The sequence below is a fragment of the Nonomuraea ceibae genome (assembly GCF_019396325.1).
GTDB lineage: Bacteria > Actinomycetota > Actinomycetes > Streptosporangiales > Streptosporangiaceae > Nonomuraea > Nonomuraea ceibae.
On record NZ_JAHKRO010000179.1, the window covers coordinates 1 to 13,425 of the forward strand.

The 13,425-nt window shown below is 72.1% G+C and carries 15 protein-coding genes; 7 read left to right on the forward strand and 8 right to left on the reverse strand.

Annotated features, from left to right (window positions below; translation table 11 throughout):
• On the forward strand, positions 1-192 hold a 192-nt coding region (locus KME80_RS47400), incomplete at its 5' end, for an SDR family oxidoreductase (RefSeq protein WP_219518754.1).
• Positions 193-202: 10 nt separating this feature from the next.
• On the opposite strand, the gene KME80_RS47405 is transcribed toward KME80_RS47400, so the two are convergent.
• A complete protein-coding gene (locus KME80_RS47405; RefSeq protein WP_308126237.1) occupies positions 203-889 on the reverse strand; it encodes an MBL fold metallo-hydrolase in 687 nt (228 codons plus the stop codon).
• 140 nt (positions 890-1,029) lie between these two features.
• On the opposite strand from KME80_RS47405, the gene KME80_RS47410 reads away from it, so the two are divergent.
• The 3 genes from KME80_RS47410 (at position 1,030) to soxR (ending at position 4,049) form a co-directional block, all read left to right on the forward strand.
• On the forward strand, positions 1,030-1,995 hold the full coding sequence (locus tag KME80_RS47410) for a LysR family transcriptional regulator (RefSeq protein ID WP_219518757.1): 966 nt from the start codon (positions 1,030-1,032) through the stop codon (positions 1,993-1,995).
• A 65-nt stretch (positions 1,996-2,060) separates the two neighbouring features.
• Complete coding sequence (locus KME80_RS47415; protein WP_219518758.1) at positions 2,061-3,548, forward strand: MFS transporter; 1,488 nt, start codon at positions 2,061-2,063, stop codon at positions 3,546-3,548.
• A 27-nt stretch (positions 3,549-3,575) separates the two neighbouring features.
• A complete protein-coding gene (gene soxR, locus KME80_RS47420; RefSeq protein ID WP_308126238.1) occupies positions 3,576-4,049 on the forward strand; it encodes a redox-sensitive transcriptional activator SoxR in 474 nt (157 codons plus the stop codon).
• On the opposite strand, the gene KME80_RS47425 is transcribed toward soxR, so the two are convergent.
• From KME80_RS47425 to KME80_RS47445, 5 genes are all read right to left on the reverse strand, one after another.
• Positions 3,964-5,064 carry an AF_0692 family protein gene (locus KME80_RS47425; RefSeq protein WP_219518760.1) on the reverse strand — a complete coding sequence of 367 codons (1,101 nt, stop codon included), beginning with the start codon at positions 5,062-5,064 and terminating at the stop codon, positions 3,964-3,966. The genes soxR and KME80_RS47425 overlap by 86 nt on opposite strands.
• A gap of 75 nt (positions 5,065-5,139) precedes the next feature.
• Positions 5,140-6,348: a flavin-dependent oxidoreductase gene (locus tag KME80_RS47430; RefSeq protein WP_219518761.1), complete on the reverse strand. Its 1,209-nt coding sequence runs from the start codon at positions 6,346-6,348 to the stop codon at positions 5,140-5,142.
• 43 nt (positions 6,349-6,391) lie between these two features.
• On the reverse strand, positions 6,392-7,351 hold the full coding sequence (locus KME80_RS47435) for an ABC transporter substrate-binding protein (RefSeq protein ID WP_219518763.1): 960 nt from the start codon (positions 7,349-7,351) through the stop codon (positions 6,392-6,394).
• Positions 7,352-7,506: 155 nt separating this feature from the next.
• Positions 7,507-8,295: an ABC transporter permease gene (locus KME80_RS47440; protein WP_219518765.1), complete on the reverse strand. Its 789-nt coding sequence runs from the start codon at positions 8,293-8,295 to the stop codon at positions 7,507-7,509.
• Entirely contained in the window at positions 8,292-9,086 is a 795-nt protein-coding gene (locus KME80_RS47445; protein ID WP_308126239.1) for an ABC transporter permease, read from the reverse strand. Before KME80_RS47445 ends, KME80_RS47440 begins: the two co-directional genes overlap by 4 nt.
• 285 nt (positions 9,087-9,371) lie before the next feature.
• On the opposite strand from KME80_RS47445, the gene KME80_RS47450 reads away from it, so the two are divergent.
• From KME80_RS47450 to KME80_RS47460, 3 genes are all read left to right on the forward strand, one after another.
• Entirely contained in the window at positions 9,372-10,277 is a 906-nt protein-coding gene (locus KME80_RS47450) for a hypothetical protein (protein ID WP_219518767.1), read from the forward strand.
• 164 nt (positions 10,278-10,441) lie between these two features.
• Complete coding sequence (locus KME80_RS47455; protein ID WP_219518772.1) at positions 10,442-11,224, forward strand: GntR family transcriptional regulator; 783 nt, start codon at positions 10,442-10,444, stop codon at positions 11,222-11,224.
• An 83-nt stretch (positions 11,225-11,307) separates the two neighbouring features.
• On the forward strand, positions 11,308-12,072 hold the full coding sequence (locus KME80_RS47460; RefSeq protein WP_219518775.1) for a sulfite exporter TauE/SafE family protein: 765 nt from the start codon (positions 11,308-11,310) through the stop codon (positions 12,070-12,072).
• 60 nt (positions 12,073-12,132) lie between these two features.
• Here KME80_RS47460 and KME80_RS47465 read toward each other — a convergent pair whose 3' ends face one another.
• Complete coding sequence (locus KME80_RS47465; RefSeq protein ID WP_219518779.1) at positions 12,133-12,942, reverse strand: hypothetical protein; 810 nt, start codon at positions 12,940-12,942, stop codon at positions 12,133-12,135.
• Between the two features lie 136 nt (positions 12,943-13,078).
• The coding region (locus KME80_RS47470; RefSeq protein WP_219518781.1) for an MBL fold metallo-hydrolase at positions 13,079-13,425 on the reverse strand (347 nt) is incomplete at its 5' end.

A 13,425-nucleotide genomic window follows, 5' to 3' on the forward strand; every position in this document is an offset into this window, starting at 1 on the left:
GTGATCACCCCGCTGGCCCGGGGCGTCCTCGACGACCCCCGGGCCACGGCGCAGGTCCTGGCCCGCATCCCGGCCGGGCGCCTCGGGCGGCCGGGTGAGGTCGCCTCGGTGGTGGCGTTCCTGTGCTCGGCGGCGGCCTCGTACGTCACCGGCGCGGTCGTCCCCGTGGACGGCGGCTACCTGGCGGTGTGACCCGCCACCGCTAGTGCGCTGACAGGGCCGCCTTCCCGAGCGCGGCCCGCGCGTCCGTGACGGGGGCGCCGTGCCCCACGCAGGCCACCTCCGCGTCGAGGTCCGCGAGCCGCCGGAACGAGCGGAGCATCTCGTGGCGGTCCATGTTGAACACCCCGGGCATGACCTGCCCGTCGACGTGCGCCACGGTGTCGCCGGTGAACAGCACCCCCGCCCGGGGCAGGTGCACGGCGATGCTGCCGGCGGTGTGCCCGGGGGTGGCGATCACGCGGGCGCCGCCGCCGAAGGCGATCAGGTCGCCGTCCTCCAGCTCCCGATCCACCCGGCACGGCGGGGCCGGCGGCAGCAGGTGGGCGCCGAGGCTGCGGTGCAGCGCCCGCTCCTCGTCGGTGAAGTTCGGCGGCGGCGCGGGCACCTCGCCCCTGATCACCGGCGCCTCCGCCCGGTGGGCCAGCACCTCCACCTCGCCCCACGCCGCGACCGCCGCCGCGCCGCCGCAGTGGTCCTCGTGGTAGTGGGTGAGCACGACCCGGCGTACGGCGTCCGTACGCAGGCCGAGCCGGCCGATCGCCTCGGCGATCGCGTCACCGCTGGTGGCGATGCCCGTGTCGACCAGCGTGAGCGCGCCCGCGTCGTTCCACAGGTACGCCTGCCCGAACGCAAGCCGCAGCAGGTGCAGCTCCGGACGGATCTCCACGATCTCCACTGTTCCGCCTCCCAACGCCGCGAGCAGCCCTCCTGCGTCGCGACGACCAGGTAACCCGGTCGGCGCCGTCCGCGTCCAACAGCCATCCGCGCCGGATTGACAACCACCAGTTGTCAATCCATGCTCCTGGCGTGGACGCGAACATCTCCGGCCTGCGCGCCTTCGTGGTGACCGCGGAAGAGCTGCACTTCGGCAGGGCGGCAGCGCGCCTGTTCGTCACGCAGCAGGCGCTGTCGAAGCGCATCCGCAGGCTGGAGGAGGGGCTGGGCGCCGCGCTGTTCGAGCGGACCACCCGGTCCATCCGCCTGACGGACGCGGGGCGGAGCTTCCTGCCTGCGGCGGCCGAGGCGGTGGCGGCCTTCGACCGGGCCGTCGAGGCGGTCCGCGAGGCCGCCGACCCGGTCCGGGTGGACATCTACGACGAGCGCTTCACGCCGCTGCGCCTGGTGCGGGAGGCCAGCGAGCGCGACCCCCGGCTGCGGGTGGAGCTCAGCATGCGGCAGGGGCTGGCGGTCGCGCTGCCCGCGCTGCGCAGGCAGGAGATCGACGCGGCCTTCGGGCGGGTGCAAGACCTGCCCGGGCCGTGGCCGCCGGAGCTGGCGTACCGGCTCGTGCGCGTGGAGCCGCTGGCCGCGTTCGTACCGGAGGACCACGCGCTCGCGGGACGGAGCGAGCTGCGCCCGGCGGATCTGCGGGCGGGCGGCATCGCCATGCCGGACCCGGCGGGCGCGGAGGAGTGGCGCGGCTACCTGGAACGCCTCGCCGCCAGGCTCGGCGTGCCGCTGCGCTTCAACGTGCCCGCGATCGGCGTGCAGCACCTGGTGGAGCAGTTCCTGGGCGAGAAGAGCGCCGTCGGGCTGGGCGAGATGAGCATCGACGCCGCCGGGAGCGGGCTGCGCCGGATCCCGATCGTCGAGCCGACGCCTCTGCTGCCGTGGTCGGTGGTCTGGCACCGGCGCAACCCCCGCCCGCTCCTGCGCTCCCTGCTCGCCCAGCTCCGGCCCGCCCGCCTGCCCGACCCGGCCGACCCGCGCCACTGGGTCCCCGACATCGACCACGTCGCGCCGGGGCGGCCGGCGGCTGATCAGGGGAGTTGACCTCAACTTCGGTTGAACTGATGGGCTGTTCGCCCTCCGACCCAAGACCAGGGAGAGCGAGCAGCATGGACCCCACCACAGACGCGTCCCCCGCTTCGGCCGTCAGGGGCCGGCCGTCACCGCTGACACTTCCCGTAGTCCTCGCCGGCGTCGTCCTGGTGGCGATGTCCATCTCGGGAACCGCGGTCGCGCTGCCGAGCATGGGACGTGATCTCGATGCCTCCGGATCGGCGTTGAACTGGGTCGTCGCCGGATACAACCTCGCCTTCGCCGCGATGACCCTCGTCGCGGGCTCGGCCGCCGACCGCGTGGGCCGCCGCCGGGTGTTCCTCGGCGCGGCGCTGGTCTTCGCGGCCGGGTTCCTCGTGACGGCGCTGAGCCCGGCGATCGTCGTCACCGACCTCGCCCGGATCGTCTCCGGCGCGGGCGGGGCCGGGATCATGGCGGCCGGCGGCGCCATCCTCGCCTCCAGCTACGACGGTGCCGCCCGTAACCGCGCCTTCGCGCTGATGGGGACCATGGCCGGGATCGGCATCGCCATCGGCCCCACCCTGACGGGCTTCCTGATCACCGCCACCGGATGGCGGGGCAGCTTCGCGATCTTCACGGCGATCGGCCTGCTGATCGCCCTCGGCTCGACCCGTACCCGCGAGTCACGGGCCGACAGCGCCGGCCCGATCGACCGGGCGGGCAACGCGCTGTTCGTCGCCGCGCTGGCCCTGCTCATGTTCACGCTTCTGGAGGCGCCCGCGCTCGGCTGGACCCACCCGGTCATCCTGGTCACCGGGATCACCGGCCTGGCCACGTTGGCGATCTTCAGCGCCGGGCAGCGGCGTAGCGCCGCACCGGTGCTGGCCCCATCGCTGGTGGCCAACCGCGGCTTCCTGGGCTGGGGCCTCGCGACGCTGACCACCTCGATCGGGTTCCTCGGCGTCCTGGTCTTCCTGCCCACCTACCTCCAGACGACGGGCGGGTTCTCCCCGGCAGCCGCAGGAGTGGTCATGCTGCTGCTGACGGCTCCCGTCCTGTTCACGCCCATGGTCGCGGTGACCCTGGTGAACAGAGGGGTCGCCGCCCGCCTCCTCATCATGGTGGCGCTGGTGCTGGTCGTGGCCGGGAACCTGCTGCTCACCGGGCTGAACGCCGACGACACGGTCACGGCCGTCGCGGCGCCGCTGCTGATGATCGGCATCGGCATGGGGGCCTCCTTCGGCATCACCGACGGCCAGGCCATGGCCCTGGTCCCAGCGGACATCGTCGGCATGGCCACGGGATTCCTCAACACCCTGCGCGGAGCGGCCGAGGCGCTCGTGATCGCCGCGTTCGGCGCCTCGCTCGCCGGCCTCCTGACGGTCAGGCTCGGCGACGCCGGCGACGCCGCCGCGGTCAGCGCCGGACGCCTGACCGGCGGAGCCGGGGCGGCCGCGCAACTGGACGCGTTCACCTGGGCTTGGCAGGTGACCCAGCTCGGCGTCGCCCTGCTCTGTCTCGTCCTGTCGATCGTCGTGGGGGTGCTGCTCCTCAGCGCCCCACGCTCGCACCATCACGCCTGATCACCCCTCCCTCGAAGGAGAGACGCCGTGCGCGCCAGTCCGGACGATCCCCTCACCATCGGCGAGGTCATGCGCCGGACCGGCGTGCCCGCCTCCGCGCTGCGCTTCTACGAGCGCAAGGGGCTGATCTTCAGCGAACGCGGCACCGGCAACCAGCGCATCTTCTCCCGCCACATGCTGCGCCGGATATCGCTGATCATCGTGGCCAAGCGGCTGGGCATCCCGCTGTCGGACGTCGCCGACGTCTTCGCCACCCTGCCTGCCGACCGCGCCCCCACCCACAGGGACTGGCAGCGGGTCTCCCGGGTGTGGAAGAAGCAACTGGAGGAACGCCGCCGGGCTCTCGAACGCCTTGAGCACGAGCTCACCGGGTGCATCGGCTGCGGCTGCTTGTCCATGAGGGCCTGCCTGCTCCTCAACCCCGACGACGCCCTCCAGGGCAGCGGGCCCGGGCCGGTACGGCTCCAGCAGTCCGGCGCCCCTGATGGCCCGGCTTGGTGAGGATGCGCCGCTGACACTCCGGCCACCACCCGGTCAGGGGCCGGCCCGGCGGACCCGTGCGAGCAGCACCACGAACGCGGTCCCGAACAACGCCCCCGCGGCCGCCCACAGCGGGTTTCCGGTGAGTGCGCCGAACAGCACGGCCAGCGCCGCCTGTGCCAGCCCGGCGCCGAGCACGAACGCCACCGCGTCGCGCGGCCCGATCGGCACGCCGGACCGCCGACCACAGCGCGCCACCGCCGACCAGGGCACCGTACGCCGGCAGGCACGGCCACGGCACCCGCGAGAGAGCCAGCAGTTGCAGGACGAGGAACAGCGCCACGAACACGACCGCGCCGAGTCCGGCCGCCCACCACGGCCGGCCGGCCCCCGCGGCCCGGTCCGGCCGCGCCGATCGGCGCGCGATCGCCGCCACCGAGCACAGCGCCACCGCCGCCCCCAGCACCACCGCGGCGTGAACGGCGAACGTCGAGGCAGGCTGGGTGCGCACATCCTCGCCGATGGTCAGGAACCGCCCGGCCCCCAGTGCGGCGACGAGGACGCCCAGCGCCCACGTGACCGGCAGCGGCAGCCACGGGCGTCCCGCCTGCCGGGTGAACACGTGCTCGGTCAGCAGGATCGGGGTCAGCACGGAGAAGAGCCCGTGCCACGGCACGATGAACACGAGCCACGGGATCCGCAGCCCGGCCACCAGGCCGTACGCCGCCCAGGTGTCGTCCTGGACGCCCAGCGGGTGGTACAGCGACTCCGTGAGCAGGCCCTCGTTGTAGAGCCCGTACACCAGGCCGAGGCAGAACAGCCCGAGCAGGCCGATCCGGGCGCGGACGGCGACCTCCCGGATCACCAGCACCGGTATCCCGTACAGGACGAGGACGTAGGCGGCGAACGTGCCCGGCGCCAGGAAGCCGATCAGCGAGGTGGCCCCACTGAGCACCTCGGCCAGCAGCGGCGCGGACACCACCAAGAACAGGACCGGCGGCCACACGCGGCCGTTCAGCAGCGTAGGAACCTTCATGGCGCCGACGTTAGGAGTCGCACCGGCGCCCGCGCGTCCCCCTCAGGCCATACGGGGTTCGGCCGCCGGTACGCCTCAGGTCGTACGCCGGTGCCGTGGCAGGGGCGGAGGCTCCGCGGACCAGCTGCGGCGCGCGTTCAGGGTGGCGGGTTCGAAGCCGGCCAGCCGTTTGTAGTGCAGGGCGATCTCCTCGCGTTCGGTGAGGGGCAGAACCGCTTCGATGTCGGCGAACCCGTGGGGGGCGCGCTCGTGGGCCAGGCGCAGGATGATCTCGGGGCCGTCCTGGCGGTTGGCCAGCACGATGCGGTTCGTGACAGGGCGGCGCTCGTCCTCGTAGAACTTCAGGCCCCGGCCGGTGGCCAGGGCGTAGGCGAGCACCCGGGCGTCGATGACGGCCTGGGTGCCGCCGTTGGACCCGGTGGGATACATCGGGTGAGCGGCATCGCCGATCAGGGTGACGTCGCCGGTCGACCAGTGGGGCAGCGGGTCGCGGTCCACCAGCGGGTACTCGTACACCTTCGTCGCCGCGGCGACGAGCTCGCTGATGTCGAGCTCGTCGCAGTGCCAGTCCTGGACGTGGGGGAGGATCTTGTCCACGCTGACGGGCTGGTTCCAGTCGCCGCGCGGGGTCGATTCGGGGGCCTGGTGCTGGACGGCCCAGTTGATCAGCTGGTTCCCGTCCTCGTCGGGCGCGATCGGGTAGATGACGATCTTCGTCGCCCCGTCACCGGCCATGATCATGGATCGGCCGGTCATGAACGGGGCCCGGTAGGTGGTGCCGCGCCACAGCACGTGCCCGCCCCACAGAGGTTCGCCCTCGCCGGGGAACAGGGCCTGCCGCACGCTGGAGCGGATGCCGTCGGCGCCCACGAGCAGGTCGGCGTCATGGTGGAGTCCGGTCACGGGGGAGCCGGTGACGACGGCGCCGGCGCCCAGGCGTTCGCGGACCGCTCGCAGGAGCATGAGCTGCAGGCGGCCGCGGTGGATGGAGTACTGCGGCCAGGCGTAGCCGGCCTGCCGTCCGCGTGGCTCGCTCCAGATGCGCTGGCCGTACCGGTTGATGAAGGTCAGGTCGGCCGTCTCGACGCCGATCTCCGCCAGGCGATCGCCCAGGCCGAGTTCGATGAGCTCGCGTACGGCGTGCGGCAGGATGTTGATGCCCACGCCCAGCGGCTGGATGTCCTCGACGGCTTCGTGGACGACCACGTCGGTGATTCCGGCGGCGTGCAGGCTCAGGGCCGTGCTCAGCCCGGCTATCCCGGCGCCGGCGATCTTCACGCGCATGGCTCGGTCTCCCGCGGACGAGGCGTGGGTGGTGGGGTGGCGCTCATGACGTGCCTGCCGTCAGGAGCAAGGAGGAGACGTCGAGCTTCTCCTTCAGGTAGCCGAACTCGAGCATGAGGTCGGCCACCCGCTGGAGCCGGCCCTTGTCGACCGAGGTGGAGTAGCCGCCGAGGCGCATGAGGTCGGCCGTCGCCTTGTCGATCTTGGTGTACTTGAGGATGGCGGCCTTCGCGTCGGCGGAGTTCGAGATGGCCGTGGTCGTGGCCTGCTGCAGGCCACGCTGGAAGGCCGCGACGGTCTTGGGGTGCTGCAGGGCGAACTGGTCGGTGACCACGTAGCCGGCCATCGGCCACTTGGCCGTCGCCGCGGTGAACAGCTCCGACAACTGGCGGGCACCGCTGTCCTTGGCCGCCGTCTGCCAGAAGGGCTCGGGCAGGACGGCGGCGTCCACGAGCCCGCTGTCGAGCGCGCCGGCCATCTGCGGGAAGGGCTGCTCGACGAACTTGACGTCGTCCGGTGCCAGCCCGGCAGTCTTCAGCAGTGCGCTGACGGCGAGGGTGGCGACGTTGTTGAGGGTGTTGACGCCGACCTTCTTCCCCTTGAGGTGGGCCAGCGTCGTGATGGGGGAGTCGCGCTTGGTCATGAGGACGAAGTTGCCGTCCTGGGCGACGTAGGCCTCGCCGATGACCTTGGGCTTGGCCACGCCGAGGCCGGCGGCGAGCATCGCCGAGACGTAGTTGCTGTGCAGGACGTCCAGCTTGCCGCTGAGCAGGTCCGGCATCGCGGCCGCGCCGCCCTGGATGATCTCGACCTTGACGGTGAGGCCCTGCGCTTCGAAGTAGCCCTTGTCGATGCCGATCTGGATGGGGGCGACTTCCGGCAGGGGGAGCATGCCGAGGGTGATGGTGCTCTTCTCCAGCCCGGCCTTTCCGGTGGTCGGGTCACCGCCGCAGCCTGCGGCAACCACGGCGATGACGGTGAGTAAGAGCGCGCGAATGCGCATGCGACAGCTTTTGGGTCCGGACATGAACGCTCCAAAGAAAGGGGAAAACGTCAGATGGCCAGCAGTTCCATTGGGCGACTTTGCCATTCGGGTCGTCTTTTCGCGACACGATTTCGGCGACGATTATTGTGTCGGCGGACGTGGCGGGGTGCCGGTCAGGTGGTGGTGTGCGCGGGGTGCCGGCTCAGGGCCCGGCGTTCCAGCAGGAGGAAGGCCTGGTTGAGCAGATAGCCCAGGACGCCGAGCAGGACGATGGCGGCCCACATGCCCGGCAGGTCGAAGGCGCGCTGCGCGGCACGCAGCTGGAAGCCGATGCCCTCGGTGCTGAAGAACTCGGCGATCACCATGAGGATGAGCGCGAGCGACAGGCTGACGCGTAACCCGGCGAGAATCTTGGGTGCCGCCGAGGGCAGCAGGACCCGCAGCAGCCGCTGCGTCCGGGACAGCTTGAAGACCTGGGCGGAGTCCAGGTGGAGCGGGTCGACGTTGCGGGCGCCGTCGGCGGCGTTGATCAGGACCGGCCAGATGATGCCGCAGGTGATGGTCGCGATCTGCATGCGGGTGCCCGTGGAGAACAGGGCCAGGAACATGGGCAGCAGAGCCGGTGGCGGCAGCGCGCGGCCGAACTGGATGATCGGGTCGAGAAACCTGGACAGCAGCGGCGACCGGCCGAGCGCGATCCCGGCGAGGACGCCGATGATCCCGGCCAGCGCCCATCCGGCCAGCAGCCTGGAGAGGCTGTGCGGAGCGTTGTCCAGAGCCATGGCGCTGAGCCAGAGCCTGCTGGGAGGGCCGTCGAACCACAGCTCCCGCATGCGCTGCGCGATCGCCGTGGGCGGCGGGAAGTACGGGTGCCGCATGAGCCGGGTGGTCAGTTCCCAGACGCCCAGGATGACCGGGACGAGCCACAGCCGAGCCAGGGCGGTGAGCAGCGCTCTGATCATCGCTCTGCCCTCGCTGCGGTGTGCCAGGGCAGCAGACGCCGGGAGGCGAGGACGAGCAGCCCGTTGGTGAGCAGGCCCAGCGCTCCGGCCCAGATGGTGGCGGCGATGGTCAGCCGCAGGCCGTCCGGGCTGCTCTCGGCCAGGATGATGAAATGGCCGATGCCGCGCGTGCCGCCGGCCAGCAGCTCGGTGCTCACCGCCAGGATGAGGGCGATCGCCGCCGCCACCCGGATCCCGGTCGCGATGAACGGCGCCGCGCTGGGCAGGCTGACCCGCCACAGCACCGACAGCGGGCCGAACCCGAAGGCTCGCAGCGTGTCCTTGGCGAGCGGGTCGGTCTCACGCAGGCCGTAGAGGGTGTTGAGGAGGATCGGCCAGGCCGACGCGTACACGATCATCGCCACCTTCATCTCCAGGCGGTCGGCGAAGACGAAGGCGGCCAGCGGGATGAGCGCCACCGACGGGATCGGCCGCAGGAACTCGATCACGGGACGCAGCGCCCGTTCGAGCGGCGGGAGGCTGCCGAGCAGCACTCCGGCGGGGACGGCGAGGGCCACGGCGGCCAGCAGCCCCAGCGCCCAGCCGGTGAAGGTGGCCAGGACGTCGGCGAGGAAGCCGGCGTCGCCGGCCAGCGCGGCGGCGGTGACGAGAATCGTCGAGGCGAGCGGGAACTGCAGGGGAGACACCAGGCCGAGCCGGCCTGCGACCTCGGCGAGGCAGACCACGCCGGCGACTCCCGCGACACCGCAGACCACGACGCTCTGGAAAGGGCGCGGGGGGATCAGACCCACGATAACGCCGTCGCACTATTCGTGAAGGATGACATTTCAGCTCTCCCGAGGAGGTGTCCAACCGGATAGGTGAGCAGGGCAGGTGTCAGCGTAACCCGAGCCGGCCGTCGCGCTCCTCGTACGATTTGTGCAGTTTTGCGAGTTCCGTAAATCTTTGTGACTCTTGGAGTATTAGCAGTGGCATTTCGGATGTGCTCAAATGCGCGCATCGCAGGGCCGTGACGTACTCGGGTGTCGTCATGCCAGGGTTGTGGCGAAAGTCCGGTGGGGGAGGGAAGGCGGCAGATGCGGACCTGGAGCGTGGCCGAGCGGCACTCTGTCCCCAAGGATCGGCAAGGCGGGGCAGGGGAGGACCGGCTGGTGGTCCTGCACGACAGGCACGGCGCGCTGCGCTGCGTGGCGGTCGTCGACGGGGCAACGGACAAGAGCGGACGGGACTACGGCGGGATGAGCGGCGGAGCTCGTGCCGCCGAGCAGGTGGCCGGAACCTTGGCCCGCCTGGCGGCGGATGCCGGACCGGAGCGGGCGGTGCGGGAGATCACCGCCGACCTGGCCCGCTTACGCGCCCGGTGGGGGATCGCGAACGACGACCTGGTCGCGCCCTGCGCGGTGGCCGCGGTCATGCTGCCGCAGCAGGAGGTGGTGTGGCGGGTGGGTGACGTCCATGTCGCGCTGGCCCGCAGCGCGGAGGAGGACGCGCCCAGGCCGGACGGTGGGGCGGAGCTCGGGCCGGCATCATGCTGGGAGCGTCATGACGGGGACAAGCTCCTGGACCGGGTGCTCGCGCAAGCCAGGGCGGCCTTCCTGCACTGCCTGCTGGCCGGCGACGGTGACGTCAGCACGCTGGCGGCCGAAGATCCCGGCCGGGCTCTGATCCTGCCGCTCCTGCGGCGGCAGAGCATCCTGGCCAACCGGGCAGGCCCCTACGGGTACGGGGTGCTGGACGGGCGGCGGGTGCCCGAGCGGTTCATCGACATCTTCCCCCTGGACGGCGTCGACCAGGTGGTGCTGGCCTCGGACGGCTACCTGAGCGCCGAACCCAGCCTCGCCTCGGCCGAGCGCCGGCTGGCGGCGTCCGTGGCCACCGACCCGCTGCGGATCGACGAGCATCCGGCGACCAAAGCGGTCCGGCCTGGTGCGGACAGCTTCGACGATCGCACCTACGTCCGCCTGATCCGGCCTCCGGGGTAGCCGGCCATCGCCGGCCCGTGGATGACCGGGCATCGGAGCTGCGAGCAGGCCGGGCGGGTGGCGGAGCGTGCGGGGCCGCCCCTGAACCGGCTGGTGAGGCGTTCGCGCTGGTCGGCGCAGGTGGCGTAACACTGGCGTAACGGGCGGCGGTTAGCGTGGCCGACATGGACCGCAGCGGGAAGGCGGCCGGTGCCCCGGCCGCGGAGTGGAGGTCGTCGCGGCCCCGGGCCGAGCGCGCCCGGCGGGTGGCCGACGTGCTGCGGCAGCAGATCACGGAGGACCGCTTCGGCGGCGCGCTGCCGGACGAGCGGACCCTCGGCAGGCAGCTGGGAGCCTCCCGCAACGCGGTTCGTGAAGCGCTCGGCCTGCTCCGGCAGGAGGGCCTGATCACGCGACGGCGCGGGGTGGGCACCACCGTGGTGATGCCCAAGTACGGGCACGGGCTGGACCGGCTGGCGGGCCTGGCCGAGACGCTGGCCGGCCACGGCACGGTGACCAACGAGGTGCGGGTGGCCGAGAAGGTGGCGATCCTGCCGGACGCCGTCGCCGCCCGCCTGGAGGTGCCCGCCGAGGCGGGCGGGGTGCGCCTGGAGCGCGTGCGGTGGCTGGACGGCCTGCCGCTGTCGCTGGACACCAGCTATCTCACCGCCGACGTCGGCGCCGCGGTGCTCGCCGGTGATCTGGTGCGCCGGGACGTGTTCGGCCTGATCGAGGAGACCACCGGCAGCCGGCTGGGCCGCGCCGACGTCGCGGTCCACGCCGTGTGCGCCGACCCGGACACCGCGGCGCTGCTGGGCATCGCGGCCGGGGCGGCGGTGTTCGCCCTGGAACGGCTGACCCGGCTGGCCGACGGCCGCGCCGTCGACGCCGAGTCCATCCGCATCCGCGCGGACCGCATGACCCTGCGCGCGACGCTGCACCGCGGCCTGCCACCGGCCACGGCCTGACCACCCCGCTTCTTCCTGGAGATCGTCTTGTCCGTGCCGTGTTCCACGCTGCCGTGCCGGCCCCACGTCTTTGGCGGTCGGTGATGGCCGGGCTGAGCCTGCCGGTGCTGGTCGCGCTCGGCCTGGCCGGGCTGGTCGGCGGGGTGGGGATCACCGCCGTGGGGCCCGGCGGGGTGCTGCCGACCATCGCCCTGTTCGCCCTGACCGACCTGGCGCCGGCCCAGGTGGCCGGCACCGCCATGGTCACCCACGTCGCCACCGGGGTGCTGGCCACCGCCGCCTACACCCGCTCCGGGCAGCTCCGAGACCCCCGGACCCGGCGCACGGCGCTGATCCTCGCGGCGGCCGCCCTGGCCGGCGCCCCCTTCGGTGTGCTCATCAACACGCTGGTGTCCAGGCAGGTGTTCGGCGGGGTGCTGGCCGTCTTCGTGGCGGGCGTGGCGGCCCTGATGTGGTTGCGCGAGCGCCGCCGTCCGGCGGAGACCCGGCCGCACCCGTCACCCGGCGCGGTGGCCGTACTGGGGCTGGCCGTGGCCGTCGCGGCGGGCGTCGTCGGCGTCGGCGGGCCGATGCTCACCGTCCCCCTGCTGGTCGCCCTGGGCGTGCCCGTGCTGGAATCCCTCGCCTGCGCCCAGGCCCAGTCGATCGCCATCGCCGTCGTGGGCAGCGCGGGCTATCTCGCCCACGACGCCGTCGACTGGCCGCTGGCCGTCCTGGTCGGCGTCCCCGAGCTCGCCGGTGTCCTGCTGGGCTGGAAGATCGCCCGGGCGCTGCCCGCCCGCACGCTCAAGTACGCGCTGCTCGTGACCCTGCTGGCCCTCGCCCCCTACCTCGCCCTGCACGGCTGACCCGGGGCCAGCGATCGTACGGCCGGCCTACGCGGGGCCTTCCGCCGGCGTACGTGAGGGCTACATCAGCTTGCCGGAGGTCAGGATGAGGTCGGCAGGGCAGGTGGCCGGGTCGGTTCTGCGGAGGTGGATCCGGAGGTCCTGACCGGGGGACATGTCGTCCGTCTTGACCTGGAGGGGTGAGTGGGCGGAGCTGAGTTCGCCTCGGAGAGGAGGGACGGTCCCGGTGATTTCGTAGCTGGATTTCGCTTCCGGGCATCCGGCAAGCTGAAGGCGGATGACGGTGTTTCCGCCGCAGTAGGCCAGGCAGTTGACCCGGTATGTCGTGTCCGTTTGGGAGCGGCTGGGGAGTCGCAGGGTGTAGTGGTCGGTGCAATAGGCGAAGCCCAGAATTGGCCCGCATTCGCGAGTTTTGGCCGGTTTGTCGCCCTTCAGGTATTCGATGTCCATGTACCCGGTGGCCGCCCGGGGGATCGTGGCTATGCCCATGATCACGGCGAGAAAGACGACGAGCGCTCCCAGGGCCTGGAGGAGCCGGAGCACGGGACGGATGAACTGCATGAAACCGGGCAGCGACTTGTTGGCCATCGTCGCGCCCACCAGCGCCGCGACGCCGCCGATCGCTTGCATGACCTTGCTGGAATCCTCGTAGGAAACGCCGAACCACGTCGGCAGGCACGTGGCGCCGGCCAGAAGGCTCCCCACGAGAGTGAGGGCGCCGGCGGACAACACATGCCGTCTCTTTCCGGCGTTTTCCGCAGCATCGCGCTTGAACGCGGAGAAGGCGAGAACCGCCCCAGACAGGACGAGCATGAGAATGCTGGTCACGCAGACGACATGGTCGGCGACCACGGCAAGCTGGAAATCCATGCCACCGTCCCGTCCACACCCAGAGGAAAGGAGACACCGAACCCGAACCCGATAAGGGAAATGTACTGGGTGAGGAGCGGCTTGGCGACGGGAGGCGGCAGTCAGGCGGCGTGGGCACGGTGCTGTCGCTGCCTGGCTACGCGGGCTGAACCGCTTCGCGCACTCCGGCCGGCGAGATGCGCCAGGGAGCGCCGTGGCCGGGGAGAACCCAGGACGCCGGCAGGCCGGAGATCCGGTCGAGGGAAGAGAGCGCTTCGGCCGGGTCGTCGGTGAACGGCGCGGGCTGCGGGCCGCCGCGCCCGGTGAGGACGTGCCGCGTGGTCAGGGCGTCGCCGACGAAGAGCGCGTCGGCGATAGGGACGTGCACCGCCACGCTTCCCGGCGAGTGCCCCGGCATGCCCACGATCACCGGGCTCCCGGGCAGGTCCAGGACGTCGCCATCAGCGATCGTGGTGACCTCGCTGACGTAGCGGGTGCGCAGGC